Origin of the sequence: Bacillus sp. AFS053548, assembly GCF_002575105.1 — a bacterium.
Lineage (GTDB): Bacteria > Bacillota > Bacilli > Bacillales > Bacillaceae_G > Gottfriedia.
The window spans coordinates 202,194-221,452 of record NZ_NUHI01000015.1 but is presented as its reverse complement, the minus strand read 5'-3'; the positions used below and the strand labels follow the sequence as shown (position 1 = coordinate 221,452).

Sequence of the window (19,259 nt, the reverse complement as noted above, 5' to 3'; positions counted from 1 at the left end):
TGTCCTATACTAACCATTTCAAATTATGTGCATAGCCTAAGTAATAAAGAGTATTTTTGAAAGGAGGTATTAGATTGGGATTACTAGATAAATTTAAGAAAAAAAATAAACAGCCTTTTCCTATGAACGGTCCAAATTTTTATAATAGTTATCAACAGCCTTATCAAAATTTACAGAATCCATACGGTGCAAGACCAAATTTTGATCAAAGATATCCATATCCCCAATCACCGCAGCAACCTTTTCAGCAACATCACCAACAGTTTTATCCACCTGTCCAACAAATTGTTGGGCAACAAGGTCATTATCAGCAACCAATATCATATCAACCGCAGTTAAACGCACATCAACAATATATAAGCCAAAATAAAATTTTACAACCTGTTCCTTTTCAAAACCAGCCAGTAATGCAGCCACAGGGCGGTAGTAATTATCAGCAACAAGGATCACAAAATCAATATCCAATGACTGGGCAACCACCCGAAAAAGAAAATGATGGCAGTCCAGGGTTTTTCTCGCGATTAATGGGAGGAGACACTTCTATTACAGGTGTCATCGGTGGTATGCAAAAAGCTGTTCAAGCAGCTCAACAAGTCACGCCAATGATTCAACAATACGCTCCTGCTATTAAAAATTTCCCTTCAATTTATAAAATATTTAAAGCAGTAAATACCGACGACCCGATTGACGCAAAAAAAAGTAAAAAAAATGAGACAAATGGAATAGTTGAGGTTGCGCAAACAGAAGAAACAAAACCAAAAAAAAGAAAAAAAGCTCCAATTAAGTCAGAAGTAGTAGAACCATCTCATCATATTGAAGAAACTGCATCAAACGTAAATCCAAAACCAAAATTGTTTATGTAAATTTTCTTTTTCTTTGTATAGTAGCAGCTCCCTCCTTTATAATAAAAAATGACAACAATATTATAAAGGAGGGGCTACTCCATGAAAGTTATTAAAGTTACCCCACGAGGCTATTGCTACGGAGTTGTAGATGCAATGGTCATTGCTAGAAATGCAGCTAAAGATCCATCATTACCAAGACCAATCTACATACTTGGTATGATTGTTCATAATAAACATGTTACAGACGCATTTGAAGAAGAAGGTATCATTACTTTAGATGGTCCAAGCAGATTAGATATCCTAGATAAGATTGAAAAAGGTACTGTTATTTTTACGGCTCACGGAGTTTCTCCAGAAGTTAAATCAAAAGCAATTAAAAAAGGGCTTACGACGATTGATGCGACTTGTCCAGATGTAACGAAAACACATGATTTAATTAAAGAACGAATGGCTGAAGGCTATCACTTTATTTATATTGGTAAAAAAGGACATCCGGAACCAGAGGGCGCAGTCGGAATAGCACCTTCGATTGTTCACCTAATTCAAAATAAATCTGATATTGATGCTTTAGAAATTCCTACTGATAAAATTATCATTACAAATCAAACAACTATGAGCCAATGGGACGTAGTTGAATTAATTCAATACGCAATTAAAAAGTATCCGACTGCTCATGTTCATAAAGAAATTTGTATGGCAACTCAAGTTCGTCAAGAAGCAATTGCTGATCAAGCAAGCCAAGCAGATCTAACAATTGTTGTAGGCGACCCAATGAGTAATAACTCAAATAGACTTGCACAAGTTTCGCATGAAATTGCAGGAACAAAGGCATTCCGTATTTCAGATATTACTGAACTTCAGTTAAAATGGTTAGAGGGCGTTGAGACTGTAGCAGTTACATCAGGAGCTTCTACTCCAACACCAATCACTCGAGAAGTTATCGCATTTTTGGAGAAGTATGATCGAAACGATGAAAGCACTTGGGATACAAGATCAGGAGTAGAATTAAGTAAAATACTACCTAAAGTTAGAATAAAAGACTAAAAAATAGGACTTCTGGATTTTTATCCCGGAAGTCCTATTTTTTGATTCGCAAAAAACGTTTAAATAAATGTAAATGGATCAGTGTGGATCGTTGAAGCGAAAATTTCACAATTCATGTTTTTTTCTTTTAATTTATTATCTAAAAGACGTTTAACACCTGATTTCATTACTTTTTCAATATTGTGACCTGCATCAATTATATTTAAATTAAGCATTTTCCAATCCTGTGCCACGTGGTAATATATATCACCACTTAAATAAACATCTGCACCGTTTCTTTTTGCATGATAGGCAAACTTATTTCCGTCTCCACCTACAATCGCAACCTTTTTGACACGATCACTTAAGTTCCCTACCACTCTTACACCTTGTAAATCTAATTTTTCTTTTACATAATGCGCAAATTCTTCTAATGAAATTTCTTCTTTAAGGCTTCCAATTCTCCCAATCCCGAATGTTTTGCCTTCATTTTCTAGTGTGTATGTATCATATGCTACTTCTTCATACGGATGAGCTTTTTGCATCACTTTAAGCACTTGTTTTAATTTTAATTGCGGAACAACTGTTTCAAGCTTTACCTCATCAACTTCTTCTAATTGACCCTGTTGCCCAATAAATGGTGTTGTCCCCTCTAAAGGCATAAATGTCCCTGTACCATTCGAACTAAAGCTACAATGGCTGTATTGACCAATATGACCTGCTCCAGCATCACAAATTGCATTTAATACAATTTCAGCATGTGTTTTCGGTACATATACAATTAATTTAATTAATTTTTCTACATATGTTGGAGCGAGAACATTCGTATTTTCTAATTGTAACGCTTCGGCTAAAAAATCACTCACACCGTTTTCTGCAATATCAACATTTGTATGTGCTGCAAAAACAGCTATATCATGTTTAATACAAAGTTCCACAATTTTACCCGGTTCACTGTCTGTTTCAATCTTTTTTAATGGGCGATAAATAATAGGATGGTGAGCAATAATTAGGTTAGCACCAATTGAAATTGCCTCTTCTACCACCTCTTTTGTGACATCTAATGCAATTAATACCTTTGTCACTTGTTTTGATAATGTACCTATTTGAAGACCATTTGGATCACCTTCCTCAGCTAAATGCTTAGGGAATAGCTCTTCAAATTGCTGTACTACTTGAAAACCATTTATCGATTTCATGAAAGCACCTCTTTTATCCACTCAAGTTTCTGTTCAACTTCTTTCATTTTCTGAACTGATTCCTCTGTTTGTTTTGCTGATTCAAGTTGAGTTAAGATTCTTTCAAAATTATTTTTTTCATGCTCCCATCTCTTCTTAAATGCATCATTTTTGTTTTTTAATAAGTAAGGACCTATAAATAGCTCCATATCTTTCTTTTCACTGTATGCACTATTTGGATTTGATTTAGAAGCTACTAGAATCTCATAGATTTTTCCATCCTCTTCTAATATATCTTCTTCCACAAGAGAATATCCTTCATGATCAAGCCAGTTTCTAATTTGATATGCACCAATATTGGGTTGCAACACTAACGTTTCAACACCTTGAAGTTTTTCTTTACCTTTTTCTAATATGCTAGAAATTAAAGAACCACCCATTCCAGCTATTGTTATGACATCTACTTCGTTTGGTACTAAAACTTCCAGTCCATCTCCCATTCTCGCTTCGACAATTCCTTCTAACCCACTTTGACGAATCGTAGATCGTGCTGAATTATATGGACCTTCAGTAATTTCCCCTACAATTGCTGAGGTACACCTTTTATTTAAAACTGCATAACAAGGTAAATAAGCATGATCTGATCCAATATCAGCTAATTTCGTGCCCTCTGGTATGTAATCAAATACTCTTTTTAAACGCTTTGATAAATTTACTTCATTCATAACAAAATCACCATTTCATTTTATTTTCATAACATCATTTTACACTATAGTAGTCAAGAAACCAAAATGACCTCTTCTTATCGAAGAGGTCATTTCAGACTGCCTGACAAACGCTCGCTTACTTTGTTGCTTCGGCCGCTTTCGGTGCTCATTACCGTCTTAGGTAACTCCGCTCCTCTTCGACCTTCGCACCTCGAAAGACAAGCGTTTACAAACAGTCTGAAAATCAAATTTTTGTGCTTTGACTAAACAGTGAAATGACCCCTTCTATCGAAGAGGTCATTTTATATGCTTGCTTATTTTTTCTCAGATAACCATTTAGCAACAGCATCCAATTGTGGTCCTTGTAGTAAACCAGCTGGCATTCCGCCTTCTTTACCGTTTTTAAGAATGTCTTTGATTTGATCTTCTGAGTATCTTGAACCTACTTTAGTTAAGTTTGGTCCTACAACCCCTTGTAATTGATCACCATGACAGCTAACACATGTTTGAGCATATATTTCATCTGGCTTAGTTGATGCAGTTTGCGCCGGTTTTTTATCGCCGTTAGCAATTTCATCAGCCTGTTTTGCTCCTTTTAATGAAATAATTAGCATGACTGCGATTCCTAGTGCTGCAATTAGAGCAAAAGGAATTAATGGATTTCGTTTCATTATGATCCCCCTTATGTAACCCCTTAAAAAAATAAAATTAATTACTATAACATTATTATTGTATACGATTAAAAACAATAAAAAAAGTATTATATTGGATAAATTTAAAAATTGTTAAACGATTTCATAATTATATGAAACCTTCCTACTATAAAGAATTAAATTCTGTATAGCATAATTACAAATTATATTTGTATAAACTCACCTCTTGATAAATGAAATAAGTAAGTTTTTTTAAGAAACCATTTAAAACCATCGTCACCCATTAAACTTTTATTTTGATTTTAATCATTTTCACAAAAAAAGCTTAAGCAAAAGATTCAACCCATTTTATTATAAATCTCTAATAATTAATTGCTATTACGATATAGGTAATATGTCTATAAACCATTTATTTTATATTTAGTAGTATTGAACTAATTATAAAAATTATTAAAAAAGTATGGAAAATGAGTATTTGCAAATTTAAAGACAATTCTGTAAAATAAAGTAAATAGGTATCCAATTGTTTAAAATGATGGAATTACTACTAGCATATCCATAATTTATAATAACCATTTTTGCTTAAATTATCCTTTGATTCATCTTTAGAATAAATTATTAGAAGACAACCGTTTTAGCATTACTTAGTATGTAGCATAGCACTACAATTATATATTTAGTACGGACATTCGATATGTTTTGACAAAATTTTTATCGTGACATATTTACTAATTAAAACGTTTTCATTTTTCATTTTTTATTTTTTAGATAAAAATAAAAAAAGTTTACCCAATAAAGGATAAACTCTTTTTTAAACATCCTATTCTAAGAAATCTTTTAGACGTTTGCTGCGGCTTGGATGACGTAATTTACGTAGAGCTTTTGCTTCAATTTGACGAATACGCTCACGTGTAACTCCAAATACTTTACCAACTTCTTCTAAAGTACGAGTGCGTCCATCATCTAAACCAAAACGCAGGCGTAAAACATTTTCTTCACGATCTGTTAGTGTATCAAGAACATCTTCTAATTGCTCTTTTAGCATTTCATAAGCTGCATGCTCAGCTGGTGAAGTTGCTTCAGAATCTTCAATGAAATCACCTAAGTGTGAATCATCTTCTTCACCGATTGGTGTTTCTAATGAAACTGGCTCTTGAGCAATTTTAAGGATTTCTCTAACTTTTTCTGGTGGTAAATCCATTTCTTCACCAATTTCTTCAGGAGATGGCTCGCGACCTAGATCTTGAAGCAATTGACGTTGAACACGAATTAATTTGTTAATTGTTTCGACCATATGAACTGGGATACGGATTGTTCTTGCTTGGTCTGCAATTGCACGAGTAATCGCTTGACGAATCCACCAAGTCGCATATGTACTAAATTTATAACCTTTGCGATAATCAAACTTTTCAACGGCTTTGATTAATCCCATATTACCTTCTTGAATAAGGTCTAGGAACAGCATACCGCGTCCTACATAACGTTTTGCAATACTTACTACTAAACGTAAGTTCGCTTCTGCTAGGCGTCGTTTCGCTTCCTCATCGCCTTCTTCAATACGTTTCGCTAAATTGATTTCATCTTGTCCAGAAAGTAAATCAACTCGGCCAATTTCTTTTAGGTACATACGTACTGGGTCGTTAATTTTTACTCCAGGCGGAACACTTAAATCATTTAAGTCAAATTCTTCTTCCTTCTCTAATTGAGTTCCTCTAGGTTCATCATCAGCGTCACCAACAATATCAATACCTTGTTCACCTAGTTGCTCATAAAATTCTTCAAGTTGATCTGAATCAATTTCAAATCCGTTTAAACGATCTGCAATTTCTTCATATGTAATTACACCACGTTTTTTACCATTTTCAATTAATAATGCTTTTACTTGATCAAGTGTTACTTCTGTTTCCGTATCTTTAGAACGAGCCGATTTATCAGCCATCTGTTCCCCTCCTTCGAAAAGTTCGCGAATCATTTAACATATTTCATACTAGATCTTAGCTGTGTGATTTGTTGGAGAATCGTTGCTGCTTTTACAAAATCTCCTTCACGTTCGGCTTTTTTCAGATCTATTTCTTTTTCACGTATACGTTGTTGTTTATCATAGTTGTTTAATGCATCTAAATAATCCTTTAACTCTCGCTCTGTTAGTTCAGGTGCTATCTGTAAATTGACAATTTTTGAAACTACTTCAAGTAACCTTTTTGAAGGAAGGTAATTCATAAATTTACTAATATTAGACTCATTGCCCTCTTCATAATAAGCATAAAGATGGATTATAATCTCGGAATAATCATTATTGTAGAATAGACCCTGATATTGCTGTCTTACTTTTTCAGCCACGTCACTGCTATTTAACATATGAGCTACAAGTAATTGTTCAGCTCTAACATGTGCAGGAAGAAGTGTCTTTGTAGTAATATCGCGTTTGATATCAGTTTTTACTTCTGTTACATTAGATATACGATTTGCCTGATTACTATATTGTCCAAATTCCTTCTTAAGTACTTCAATCGAGATAGAAAACTCTTTTGAGAGTTGATTTAAGTAATAATCTTGTTCGATCAGTTGACTTAGTTTAGCAATTTCTTGTAGCATTTCTTTTATATACTGAAATTTAACAGTTTCATCTAAAAGATTTTTTCCTTTTCGATGATATTGCATTTTAAAACTCATTAATGATACACTAGCTTCAATAATAGAGGTATTAAATTTTTCCGGACCAAATCTTCTTACATATTCATCAGGATCTAAGCCATCAGGCATTTGTGCAACTTTAATTGTAAATCCTTCTTTTTGAAGAACTTTAGCTGCTTTTTCAGTTGCGTTAATACCAGCCTGATCTGAATCATAGCAAATAATAATTTGATCAACAGATGTTTTCAAGACTTTCGCTTGATCCTCTGTTAATGAAGTTCCCATGGTTGCAACTGCATCATGGACACCAGCTCTAAACGCAGAAATGATATCTGCAAAACCTTCCATCAAGATTGCCCGATTTTGCTTTCGCATGACATTCTTTGCTTGGTAAAATTGATATAATAATCTTCCTTTATGGAAAATTGAAGATTCAGGACTATTTAAATATTTTGGTGACCCTTCACCCATTATTCTTCCACTGAATGCAACAATTTTTCCTTGATGGTTATGAATTGGAAAAATTAATCTATTTCGAAATCGATCATAGTAATTACCATCACGTTCACTTCGAACAACTAGACCAGCTTTCTCCATGATTGGCATTGGATAGCCACGTTTTTCTAACACCTTAGTAACAGCATCCCAAGAATCTAAAGCAACACCGAGCTCAAAATGCTTTATTTCCTCTCTAGAAATTCCTCTGTTAAGTAGGTATTCTAATGCCTGTTTACCTTCTGTTGTGTTAACTAATAGATGATGATAGTACTTTTTGACAAACTCATGAGCTTCAAGCATAATGCCTTGCTCAGTAGCTTGTGGATTCTTGACTGTGTCAACTGTATCTGAAGGTAAAGTGATATTTGTCCCTTTTGCAAGCTGATGGACAGATTCTTGAAAGTTAAGTCCTTCAAGCTGCATAATGAAAGAAATCGCATTTCCTCCAGCACCGCATCCAAAACAATGAAAAATTTGTTTTTCAGGAGACACAGAAAACGATGGTGTGCTTTCTCCATGAAAAGGACAAAGTCCAAAATAATTTCTTCCTTGTTTTTTCAGAGGAACATACTCACTTACCACATCAACTATGTCAACTGACTGACGAACCTGTTCGACAAGTTCATCGGGAATTCTGTTTCCCATACTGACAGCTCCATATACTATTTTATTCGATAAAACTCTCCGTATTCCTTCATGATTCGACAAAAATATTTCCATATATTTTAACTTAAGTTAATTCACCATATTAAGCCATATATGAATTAATAATTATCTAAAAAGAAGTGCTAAACAGTAGTTCATAAGCATTGCATTCAACTGCTAAGTTCTGGTTTTCATTAACCCATTTATTTATCGCTTATGATTAATTTCTACACGTCTTTTGTAATTCCTTCAAAACATGTATCGATTTATGTAGTTTTATTTCCATCTTTCAATAAACTAGGAAGCACATATTCATAGTTTATTCGTAAGTATAAAAAGTTAAACCTATTATTAGTTCATTTCATACAATTTTTTATTATAATCTATTTTAATTAGGAAATCTAGCAATAAGTACTAAAGAAATTTAACTTTTACATACTTTGCTAATTTATGGAAATTCTTATTATAAAGATGAAAACACATTAGATTACTCTAATGTGTCAGTCTAAAAAAGATCTATCATCATTTTTAATTTCAAAAAAATTATCTAATCTGCTTATTTTGGTAATAGTAATTTAATATTACATTAGCAGACTCTTCTACTGCTTTACTTGAAACATCTACAACTTTACAGCCAATTTGTTTAACCACATTATTGAAATGTTTTAGTTCTTCTTCAATTCTTGAAATATTAGCATAACTAGCTCCATCGTGAAGTCCTAATGAAATTAATCTTTCTTTTCGAATATGGTTTAACTTTTCTGGAGAAATCATTAACCCTATGCACTTTTCTTTTGGAACTTTAAGTAGTTGTTCTGGTGGATCAACTTCTGGAACTAAAGGTACATTGGCAACTTTAAATCCTTTATGAGCAAGATATTGTGATAAAGGAGTCTTTGATGTTCTCGATACACCGATTAAGACTATATCAGCTTTTTCAATACCTCTTGGGTCTCTTCCATCATCATATTTAACCGCAAATTCAATTGCCTCTATACGTTGGAAATAATCTTCATCTAGTTTGCGAACAACACCAGGTTCATTTCTAGGTTCAAGTTTATGAATCGTTGAAATTTTATCGATTAACGGACCGATTAAGTCATATACGATTACACCAGCACTTTGCGATTCTTCTAATAATTTCTTTCTCATATCAGGTTTTACTAATGTAAATACAATAATACCATTATTTTCTTTTGCTACTTGAACTATTTCAATTAATGTTGCATTATCTTCAACGTATGGTACACGTCTAATCTCGAATTTTTGATGAAATTGACTAATAGCCGCCTTTACGACATGCTCTGCTGTTTCACCAACAGAATCTGATACAACATAAACGATTGAATTGCCCATATGTTCACCTCTTAACTTTACTAAAACATATCATTGTTCATTAAGTCTACAATCGCACGAGTAAAATTTGTTTTTGTAAATCGACCAATTACCTCAAGTCCATGCTCACTTTCACGAACAACAGGGACAGCATCAATTTGTTTTTCAATTAAACTCTTAGCTACATTATAAATTGTATCATCTTTATAGCAAATTGTAATGTTTGGCATCCTCGTCATGATAATATCTACAGGTAATGTATGCAAATCTTTATTTCCTATACTTGCACGGAGTAAGTCTTTTCTAGAAAGTACTCCTGTTAAAATCGAATTTTGATCTACAACAAATAGCGTTCCTACATCTTCAAGAAACATCGTAACAATCGCATCATACACTGATGAACTTCGATCTACTACAACAGGAATCGCCTGAAATTCCTTTACAGTCAATTTTTTTATTCTATCAATTACTTGTGCACCGCTTGTTCTTCCTGTGTAATAATACCCTACTCGTGGTCTTGCCTCTAAAAAACCAGTCATTGTAAGAATAGCTAAATCCGGGCGAAGCGTAGCTCTTGTAAGTGCTAGCTTATCAGCTATATGTTCACCTGTAATTGGTCCATTACTTTTTACAATTTCAAGTATTTGAGTTTGTCGCTTTGTCAGTTCGATTTTCCTCACCCCTAACTATCCAATATGTTATACTCTCTAATAAATATTATATACTATTTTTACAATTTAAAAAAGAAAGAAGGAAATAGGTAGCCTATTTCCTTCCTTAGGTTTCTGAATTTTTATTAGTTTTCAGAAAATTATCCATATTTTTTAATTGCTCTAAAAATTTACGTGACTTTAAATAGATTCCACTATATTCATCATAGTAAGAAAATAAAATTTGTTGTAAGTTTTTCTTTGTTGCTTCACTAACCTCAATTTTTCCAAGTCGATTTACATCAAAATGATAAAATAACCTCATTAACTTAACCGACTTTTCAGTAACAGAAAAAGCATATGGATCAGTCTGTTTACAACGCTGACATAAAAACCCACCTTCTTTAACAGAAAAGGCTACAAATATATTTTCATTTGCACTACATCTACAATTCACACATTGATCAAAAAATGGGTGATATCCTAATACAGGTATCATTTTCGTCATGAATAAATAAGTCAAAACTTCAGAGTCTGCACCTTCATTCATGTGCTGTAGTAATTGAAGAACCAATTCAAATAAATACGGATTATTTTTTTTCTCTTCAACCGCTTTATCAGTAAGCTCTACAACAATCGAAGCATACGCAGTTGCAACTAAATCACTTCTTAATTCACGAAATGAATCAATCAGTTCTCCTTGACTTAATGTACCTAAACCAGATCCTTTTTGAATTAAAAATGACCCATATGTAAAGAGTTGTGTAACAGAAGCAAGTCGACTATTTGTCTTCTTTGCTCCTCTTGCCACAACTCCTATCTTACCTAATTCTCTTGTTAAGAGAGTAATAATAACATTTGATTCTCCATAAGCGTTTGCCCGTAATACAATTCCTTCTACACGCTGTAACAATTAACTCACCATCCAATTGGATGAAGGTTAAGTATGTAGGGAATCAATATCAGCTATTTCTTCATCAATGTAACTTTTCTGATCCACATGCTCCTGTTCAAGCTGCTTAAACAATAGATATGTCTCAACATTTCCAGTTTTAGAAAAGACATCCCAGGTAAAATTCAACATTGAGAAACCACCTTTCAAGAATAGCTACAACTCATTGCTCATTACCTATAGCCAATTACTTTCCCTGCTTACTTATAATGTGACCTTCTCTCCCGATTTTCATGTGTATAAAATTTATTAAAATAACAAATAAAAAGCTTGCAAAACCAAGAAAAATATGTTGGGCTTTTTTGAACAAATGGTAATATTACTAGACCCTATTGCTTAAGCACTATTCCCTTGATTTTTTCCTTTTAATACTCATCCTCACGGAAACCTAAATCTCTTAATTGAGACATACGGTTACGCCAATCTTTTTGAACCTTAACCCATAACTCTAAGAATACTTTTGTATCAAGCAAGTTTTCTATATCTAAACGAGCACGCTTGCCAACCTCTTTTAACATGCTACCTTGCTTACCGATAATGATTCCTTTTTGGGAAGACCTTTCAACGACAATTGTTGCATTCACGTATATTGCATTTCCTTCTGGTCTTCTTTCAATTTGCTCAATAATAACAGCAATTGAATGTGGAACCTCTTCTCTAGTCAAATGCAATACTTTTTCTCTTATTAATTCTGAAATGATAAATCTTTCAGGGTGATCTGTTACTTGATTTGCAGGATAATATTGCGGACCTTCTGGTAAATAAGTTTTAATAACTTTTAATAAGCGATCGACATTATTCCCTTGTAATGCTGAGATCGGAACAATTTCAGCAAATTGAAATAAATCTTTGTATTTATTGATTAAATCAAATAACTGTTCAGGATGAATTGTATCAATTTTATTAATAACTAAAATTACTGGACTACGACTTCCCTGCAGTTTCTCAATAATGAATTCATCTCCACGACCAAATCCTTCATTGGCATTTATCATAAATAAAGTAGCGTCAACATCCTTAATTGAATCTTGAGCTACCTTTACCATAAAATCACCAAGTTTGTGTTTTGGTTTATGGATTCCTGGCGTATCTATAAAAACGATTTGTGCATCATCTTCTGTAAAAACGCCTTGAATTTTATTACGAGTAGTTTGAGGCTTATCACTCATTATAGCTATTTTTTGACCTATTACTCGATTTAGGAATGTACTTTTCCCTACATTTGGTCTACCTATAATTGAGACAAAACCTGATTTATAACTTTCTTTATTCATTCAAATCCTCCGATGTAAATGCTCCTGGCAATAATTCTTTTACTGTTGTTTCTTGGATTGCTCCATTTAAGTTCGATAAATATACTACTGTATCTGGACCAGCAAGTTCAAATAAAACTTGACGGCATGCCCCACATGGTGCAACAGGTCCCTCGGTATCAGCGACTACTGCTACTGCTGAAAACTCCGTAATGCCATTTGAATATGCTTTAAATAATGCAGTTCGTTCTGCACAATTCGTTAGACCATATGATGCATTTTCTATATTACAACCACGAATAATTTGACCATCCTTTGTAAGCAATGCTGCACCAACTTGAAATTTCGAATATGGTACATATGCGTTTAATCTAGCTTTTATCGCTTCATTTATAAGTTGTTGTTTATCCATCTATGTAGCCTCCTATTATAAGCCCGAACACGAAAGTGGGGGTCTTATTAACGTAGTATAGTAAAATACGGAAAAAATAGCAAAGCACCTATAATGATTGAAACGATTGCAGCTACTAACACCGCCCCAGCTGCAACATCCTTCGCTTTTTTTGCTAAAGGATGTTTATTAGGTGATGCTAAATCTACAACTGCTTCAATTGAAGAATTAACTAACTCTAGCGAAATGACAATTGTAATAATAAGCAGAAGGATTAACCAATCTATTCGACTAATATGTAAATAAAACGCAAGGCCGATTGAAATAAGTGCTGCAAATAAGTGGATTTTTATATTTCTTTCATCCTTAATGACTTTAAAAATACCACTAAATGCAAAACCAAAAGATTTAAGTAAGTGCGTTCTTTTTTTAGAGTCTTTCAAGGCCATATTTTTCTAATATTTCCTTTTGTTTTGTAAACATCACTTTCTCATCGGCTTCATTCATATGATCATAACCAAGTAAATGTAAACATCCGTGAACTGATAAAAAACCTAATTCACGGCGGAACGAATGACCATACTCCTCAGCCTGTCTCTTAGTAGTAGGAATTGAAATGACAATATCACCTAAAATACGGGGTAAGTCCACTCCAATGATTTCAATTTCGCCTTCTCCTAATTCTTCCATTGGAAATGAAATAACATCGGTAGCACGGTCTTTCTCTCGGTACTCTTTATTAATTTCATGAATTCTTTCATCATCTACAAATGAAACTGCAATTTCAACTTCACCCGTTACACCCTCATATTCAAGTGCGCACTCTAGTAAACCCTTTATATCAGATTGCTGTTCTTTAGTCACTTCATTTGTTTCATCTATAAAATCAATTTCTAATTGAACCATTATTTCACCTTATCTTTCATCTGGATACTGTATTCTTGAATGGAAAGTTCCTTTTAAAGTCTCACACAATGATTTCTCAACAATATGCAATTCTTTTAAATTTAATTCACACATTGCAAACTGACCATCATTTAAACGATCATGCATAATCGAAGAAACTAATACTTCGATTTTTTCCATATCAGGGTCCTTTAACGAACGAACTGCTGCTTCAACACTATCAGCAATTCCTACAATTGCCGATTCCTTAGAATGAGCTTTTGGACCTGGATATCTAAAATCACTTTCTTTAACATCAGTATTCGTCTCTTTTTCCTTATAATAAAAATACTTTAATAAAGTTGTACCATGATGCTCCGCTGCAATATCAATAATATCTTTTGGCAAATTATATTTTTTTAGTATTATTACACCATCACTTACATGCCTTAAAATGATATCTTTACTTTGAATCGGTTTAATACGATCATGAGGATTATGACCACCCATTTGATTTTCAATAAAGAATCCTGGATTATTCGTTTTACCGATATCATGATAATATGCTCCCACTCTAGCTAACAAACCATTTGCACCGATCGCTTCACAAGCACCTTCAGCTAAATTTGCAACCATTATACTATGATGATATGTACCCGGAGCCTCTAATAATATTTTTCTTAATAAAGGATGATTTGGACTGCCTAACTCAACAAGTTTAAATGAGGACACCATTCCAAACGAATCTTCTACAAAAGGTAAAATCCCCATTGTAATGACACTTGATAAAACTCCGGAAGTAAGTCCCATTAATAAATAAATTCCAATTTCTACCGATGAATATTGACCATTCCGAATTAAGATCAAAGAAAACAGAGTAGCAATATTAACAAGCGAAATTAAAAATCCTGCATGGAGAATCATTGAACGCTTATTTTTAACCTCATTCAAAAATAAAACGGCGATAGAACTAAATAAAATATAAATTCCAGTCGAGTAATTAATCGCACCATTTACATCTTCGTTAAACATTAAACTACCGCAAATAGAGAAAATAATCGACGAAACCATTAAATATCGATTACCTAATAAAAACTTTATCAATAAAGTCCCAATCGCAACCGGAGCTACATATACAAGGCCAGAAAACTCAACTTTTTGAAACAAGCTTACAATTTTCAAAATTAAGATTGTAAAAATTACAATGCTATAGTATGTAACGATGTATATATTCCCTTTTTCTTTTAAAGTTGCCGTTTGCTTCAATATGAAGTACGCCAATACTCCAATTAATAAAATTAATCCAATATAGGGCTGGATTGACTGTTTGTTTTTTATTAAGCCAACTAATTTTAATTGATCATATTTTTCCTTTGTAATTGTTTCTCCCGCTTTTACTAAGACTTGTCCTTGTAAAATATAGACACTATCTACACTTTCACTTTCTAGACGCTTTCTCTCTTTTGTCTCCTCTGCATCAAAAAAGTAGTTTGGCACAATCGCAAATTCACCAATTGAGATCATCGCATCCTTTAGTGAAGGATTAACGCTTACATATGATAATTCGTTTCTTAGCTTCCCACGAGATTCTTCGATTTGGTTCGTCGTAATTTCTTCAGACATGACATTGTTAATAGCTGTATTCAACGAAGCTTTCGTAATATTTAACTGTTCTTCTGACGATCTAACTAAAGTGCTAAATACACTATCTTCTAAGTTTTTACGAATATCGTCAGGCAGTTTTTTCTTAACATCACTTGTTTCTTTATCAATTAATGCTTGTCCTGTAGGATTATCACTCTTTGCATTTTCATTTTTCACTTCTGTTACAATATCAAAAATTGAATTGACTATATCGATCCGTTTTTGTGTATAACTTTCCTCATATTTATATACATCCTCAACTCTTGCTGCAGCCTCAAGTCGCTTTTTAGCAGTTGCTCCTTTGTCCTCAATCGTGATAGGTGAATAAATATTATCATCAGCAATTGATAATAGCTGAATGTCGTATTTTACCGGTCTAACATGACTAACTAAAAGAAGAAAACTTAATAAGCTGAATGCAATAGTACATAGTAATATGACAAGAGTTTGATTCTTAAAACGCTGAATTAAAGCTTGCAAACTATTCATTGTTTCCCCTTTCTAGAAATGCACCTCATCATAAAAATACGAAATGACCCTATCAATGTAGGGTCACTACGAATCATTCTTTTGCTAAATCATAAGCTTGAATAATCTTTTGTACTAGTGGGTGACGAACTACGTCAGTTTGTTCCAAGATTGTCATACCAATACCCTCAACACCTTTAAGTGTATTTTGAGCTGATATTAAACCAGACTTTACTCCTTTAGGTAAATCAATTTGTGAAGGGTCACCTGTTATAACCATTTTAGAGCCAAATCCTAAACGGGTCAAAAACATCTTCATTTGAGCCATTGTCGTATTTTGAGCTTCATCTAAAATGACAAAGGCATCTTCTAAAGTACGTCCCCTCATATAAGCTAAAGGTGCAATTTCAATTGTTCCTCTTTCAATTAGACGCACAGTATGCTCTTGTCCTAAAACATCGTGTAGAGCATCGTACAATGGTCTTAAATATGGGTCAACCTTTTCCTTTAAATCTCCTGGTAAAAATCCTAAACTTTCTCCAGCTTCCACAGCAGGTCTTGTTAAAATAATTTTACTTACTTTATTATTTTTTAATGCTTGAACGGCCATGACAACTGCAAGATATGTTTTACCTGTACCAGCAGGTCCAATTCCAAATACTAAATCATTTGATTGAATTGCACGAAGATAATGTCTTTGTCCAAAAGTCTTAACTCGAATTGGTTTACCTTTTGAATTCTTTATAATTTCTTCGTCATACAACCTAGCAAATGATGACAACCTTCCTTCTTTAGCCATCTGAATTGAGTACGTAACATCCCTCGATGTAATACTCACTCCATTTCGAATAACCTCTAAAAGAGCTTGAATGATTTGCTCAACAGTTTTCACATCTTCATTCGTACCTGAAACTTGTACAGATTGACCACGTGACACAATCTTAACATCAAGCAAATTTTCAATTATTTCTAGATGCTTATCGTTTGTACCAAATAAGGCAATTGCTTCGTTTGGATCCTCTAGTTGTTGATTAATCGTTAGTAGTTGTTCTGGCATTACTCAGTCCCCTTGAACAATAGTTTTCGTTTTTGTGATATCTTCTAAAACTTTATAATACATTCTTAAATTAACTTTACCATTGTCTATTGACTCGTGCAAAACTTTTTCTTGTAAAATCTTGGCATCTGGACTTAACTTTTTCATTAATTCCTTCTTACCAATTTGTTTTCCAAGTTGAGCAGCCTGCACTTTAGAGTATGTTCTTACATATTTTTCACTTTCCAGAATAGTTTTTTCACTAAAAAAGATCGGCAATTTCCATTTTAAAAATTTAAATTGATACGTACTACTTTCATCTTCAAAAGACTTATATTTATTCTTATCAAAACCCCAAAATTTTATTTTATTTTCCTTAGTTCCAATATAATAACTAGTTTTCCTTTCTCCTGTAAGCACCGTAAACGGAGTATCTAAAGGAACACTAATAATTTCCTCTCTCCAAACTTCCCCCATGATTTTACCAACTGCTGGGACTAAAATAGGATGTTCTTCTGTTCCGATTATTCCAGATACTAATATTTGACCTTTTTTCACAAAGTCATTCTTTACTACAAGCGGTTTCCCCTTTTCAACAAACATACTTGAAATAACAGCTTCTTCACTTGCAATAATATGTCGTGGACTCAATGCCTTCTCAGGTTTAGGTATATGCTTTTCAACTACCTCAAAATGAAAGGTAGTCCCATTTAATTGTACACCAATCCAGGTTAATGTTGGATTATCATCTTGGAGCTTTTTCTGGATTGTTTGCATTCTAGGTAAAGTAAATTGAGATGCTCCAGTCTTAACACCCATCGCAGTTAAATCTTTCCGAAGTTTATATTCCACTTCAGGTGAAGCACCCTTTATATCTATTCGCCAAACCATATTTGAAAGTAAAAATAAAACAACTAAAAAGCCAACAACCCCTACAACAAATCCAAAATACTTCCATGCTCGTCTAACTTCAAAAGGCAGCCCCTTCCTGCCAATAAAATAAACCTTATACTCTTTTTTCCGAGGAATATTCTTGATCCGTTTATAATCTTTCAACTCAATTGTAAACGTGATTGAATTTGTTCCACTTTTCTTCACATCACGAAGTGGAATCCCCTTTCGCATACAATCATTTAAAAAACGTTCTGGTCCAAGCCCAATCACCTTTACTTGAACCATCCCCGTAAGATTTGAAGTCCATTGGTTTTTCATCCTAATCCCCCATGTTCATTAGACTGATCATGGTGTAAGTTCTAGATGCTATTCATTAATAAAATACACATGCTCAATTTCGCCTTCCAACAAAATCTCCTCAGGCAACATCGTCTTCAAAACAAAATCTTTCCCCTTAATCAACAACTGCCCCTGCTTCATTAACAAACGCAATTCATTGTCTGAATAAACAAGTAGCCCTCTATGGTTTTCAATATAAATATGTAGTTGTCCTAACATCGTAATACGTGGCAATTCCAATAGTACATCTGGTGGTAAGTCCATCTTACTTGACATCCATGTTTTTAAATTATGCGCTAATCTTTTCAAGATAGACTCCTCCCCCTTTCATATCATATTTATGATGAATTTTAAGAAGGTATGATATAAAAAGAAAAAGGTAACGGAAATTTAAGATGAATATTGGATTTTATAAAGCTGCGGTTTATTGATTTTAAATTATGGTGAGGAAGGTGGGATTTATGCGTACTGGCGTGTTTTTGTGTTGAGGAAAATCAATCCATTGCTAGGAGTCGAATGTTTTTCCCAAGAGCCCTTTTATAGTGTTATGACATAGAAAAAAACCGAGAACAAATAACTTTTCTCGGTTTAAATTTATATACGTTTTTACATCCTTCTTTGGAAAGTAACATCTTGATAAACATCTTGTTTTCCTTGTGAAGTAGCAACCCACCAAAGTACCCCTTGTGTGAGAAAGAAAAGACTCCACATTACTACAAGACCAATTGAAGTTATATCACTATTCCCATCACCGTATATCCCTTTGACTGTAACATAAGTGATGAGTACACTCACTATCAAACCTACCAACTTAATTGGTAACGGCCTTTTAGCCATAGTTGTATCCATTTGTGGTGAATCATTTGTTTCTGTTATGAATGGTTTTTTATTTGATCTAGCATAGTCATGTACCCCTTGTTTAATCTCATCTTGTAATCGTTCTTCGTCACCTATTGCCATTTCTTTCGTAATATAGATTAATGTAAATGCAAATGGTACGACAATTATTAACCAACCTAAAGCAAATGCTATTCCACCAAGATCATTGTGTAAGTCCCCAAACGGTGTCATTATTCATCTCTCCTTTACCCAATAGGCGATAAACAAATGCTTTGTTCATCTGAATTCATCATACCGGATAACATTATTCTTATATGTGATATAAATCACACACTTAGTTTAATATTGAAGAAAATATTAATAATTTTTTTATTGACTATTTTGATTGG

The 19,259-nt window shown here is 33.4% G+C and carries 20 protein-coding genes; 2 read left to right on the top strand and 18 right to left on the bottom strand.

What is annotated here, in order from left to right; all coding sequences use genetic code 11:
* The first annotated feature begins 74 nt into the window (after window positions 1–74).
* Together vrrA and CN946_RS09190 are read left to right on the top strand one after the other, a co-directional pair.
* On the top strand, window positions 75–863 hold the full coding sequence (gene vrrA, locus CN946_RS09195; protein WP_098860852.1) for a VrrA/YqfQ family protein: 789 nt from the start codon (window positions 75–77) through the stop codon (window positions 861–863).
* A gap of 81 nt (window positions 864–944) precedes the next feature.
* Window positions 945–1,889, top strand: a complete 945-nt coding sequence (locus tag CN946_RS09190; protein ID WP_098860851.1) for a 4-hydroxy-3-methylbut-2-enyl diphosphate reductase — start codon at window positions 945–947, stop codon at window positions 1,887–1,889.
* Between the two features lie 59 nt (window positions 1,890–1,948).
* Here the strand turns inward: CN946_RS09190 and CN946_RS09185 are convergent, their stop codons facing one another.
* The 18 genes from CN946_RS09185 to CN946_RS09100 all read right to left on the bottom strand — a co-directional run bounded on the left by CN946_RS09185 (window position 1,949) and on the right by CN946_RS09100 (window position 19,101).
* Window positions 1,949–3,067, bottom strand: a complete 1,119-nt coding sequence (locus tag CN946_RS09185; RefSeq protein WP_098860850.1) for a Nif3-like dinuclear metal center hexameric protein — start codon at window positions 3,065–3,067, stop codon at window positions 1,949–1,951.
* Window positions 3,064–3,771, bottom strand: a complete 708-nt coding sequence (locus CN946_RS09180) for a tRNA (adenine(22)-N(1))-methyltransferase (RefSeq protein ID WP_098860849.1) — start codon at window positions 3,769–3,771, stop codon at window positions 3,064–3,066. Before CN946_RS09180 ends, CN946_RS09185 begins: the two co-directional genes overlap by 4 nt.
* 296 nt (window positions 3,772–4,067) lie before the next feature.
* Window positions 4,068–4,424 (bottom strand): cytochrome c550, encoded by a 357-nt coding sequence (gene cccA, locus CN946_RS09175; RefSeq protein ID WP_056474948.1) that lies wholly within the window; start codon window positions 4,422–4,424, stop codon window positions 4,068–4,070.
* An 802-nt stretch (window positions 4,425–5,226) separates the two neighbouring features.
* Window positions 5,227–6,345 (bottom strand): RNA polymerase sigma factor RpoD, encoded by a 1,119-nt coding sequence (gene rpoD, locus CN946_RS09170; protein ID WP_069034168.1) that lies wholly within the window; start codon window positions 6,343–6,345, stop codon window positions 5,227–5,229.
* Between the two features lie 29 nt (window positions 6,346–6,374).
* Window positions 6,375–8,183 (bottom strand): DNA primase, encoded by a 1,809-nt coding sequence (gene dnaG / locus CN946_RS09165; protein ID WP_098860848.1) that lies wholly within the window; start codon window positions 8,181–8,183, stop codon window positions 6,375–6,377.
* 543 nt (window positions 8,184–8,726) lie between these two features.
* A complete protein-coding gene (locus CN946_RS09160) occupies window positions 8,727–9,539 on the bottom strand; it encodes a pyruvate, water dikinase regulatory protein (RefSeq protein ID WP_098428875.1) in 813 nt (270 codons plus the stop codon).
* A gap of 20 nt (window positions 9,540–9,559) precedes the next feature.
* On the bottom strand, window positions 9,560–10,198 hold the full coding sequence (gene ccpN, locus CN946_RS09155; protein ID WP_098428876.1) for a transcriptional regulator CcpN: 639 nt from the start codon (window positions 10,196–10,198) through the stop codon (window positions 9,560–9,562).
* A 97-nt stretch (window positions 10,199–10,295) separates the two neighbouring features.
* Window positions 10,296–11,081, bottom strand: a complete 786-nt coding sequence (recO, locus tag CN946_RS09150) for a DNA repair protein RecO (protein ID WP_098860847.1) — start codon at window positions 11,079–11,081, stop codon at window positions 10,296–10,298.
* Window positions 11,082–11,108: 27 nt separating this feature from the next.
* Window positions 11,109–11,252: a YqzL family protein gene (locus tag CN946_RS09145; protein ID WP_069034173.1), complete on the bottom strand. Its 144-nt coding sequence runs from the start codon at window positions 11,250–11,252 to the stop codon at window positions 11,109–11,111.
* Window positions 11,253–11,485: 233 nt separating this feature from the next.
* A complete protein-coding gene (gene era, locus CN946_RS09140; RefSeq protein ID WP_098860846.1) occupies window positions 11,486–12,394 on the bottom strand; it encodes a GTPase Era in 909 nt (302 codons plus the stop codon).
* Window positions 12,387–12,785: a cytidine deaminase gene (locus tag CN946_RS09135; RefSeq protein WP_098428880.1), complete on the bottom strand. Its 399-nt coding sequence runs from the start codon at window positions 12,783–12,785 to the stop codon at window positions 12,387–12,389. Before CN946_RS09135 ends, era begins: the two co-directional genes overlap by 8 nt.
* 47 nt (window positions 12,786–12,832) lie before the next feature.
* Window positions 12,833–13,213: a diacylglycerol kinase gene (locus CN946_RS09130; RefSeq protein WP_098860845.1), complete on the bottom strand. Its 381-nt coding sequence runs from the start codon at window positions 13,211–13,213 to the stop codon at window positions 12,833–12,835.
* Window positions 13,194–13,670, bottom strand: a complete 477-nt coding sequence (gene ybeY / locus CN946_RS09125; protein ID WP_098860844.1) for an rRNA maturation RNase YbeY — start codon at window positions 13,668–13,670, stop codon at window positions 13,194–13,196. The genes CN946_RS09130 and ybeY overlap by 20 nt, the downstream gene beginning before the upstream one ends.
* A gap of 9 nt (window positions 13,671–13,679) precedes the next feature.
* A complete protein-coding gene (locus tag CN946_RS09120; RefSeq protein WP_098860843.1) occupies window positions 13,680–15,782 on the bottom strand; it encodes an HD family phosphohydrolase in 2,103 nt (700 codons plus the stop codon).
* A gap of 73 nt (window positions 15,783–15,855) precedes the next feature.
* A complete protein-coding gene (locus CN946_RS09115) occupies window positions 15,856–16,818 on the bottom strand; it encodes a PhoH family protein (RefSeq protein WP_097974242.1) in 963 nt (320 codons plus the stop codon).
* A gap of 3 nt (window positions 16,819–16,821) precedes the next feature.
* Window positions 16,822–18,009 (bottom strand): sporulation protein YqfD, encoded by a 1,188-nt coding sequence (gene yqfD, locus CN946_RS09110; protein ID WP_098860842.1) that lies wholly within the window; start codon window positions 18,007–18,009, stop codon window positions 16,822–16,824.
* Window positions 18,010–18,057: 48 nt separating this feature from the next.
* Window positions 18,058–18,306 carry a sporulation protein YqfC gene (gene yqfC, locus CN946_RS09105; protein WP_088011443.1) on the bottom strand — a complete coding sequence of 83 codons (249 nt, stop codon included), beginning with the start codon at window positions 18,304–18,306 and terminating at the stop codon, window positions 18,058–18,060.
* A gap of 330 nt (window positions 18,307–18,636) precedes the next feature.
* A complete protein-coding gene (locus CN946_RS09100; RefSeq protein ID WP_098860841.1) occupies window positions 18,637–19,101 on the bottom strand; it encodes a hypothetical protein in 465 nt (154 codons plus the stop codon).
* Window positions 19,102–19,259 lie beyond the last annotated feature (158 nt).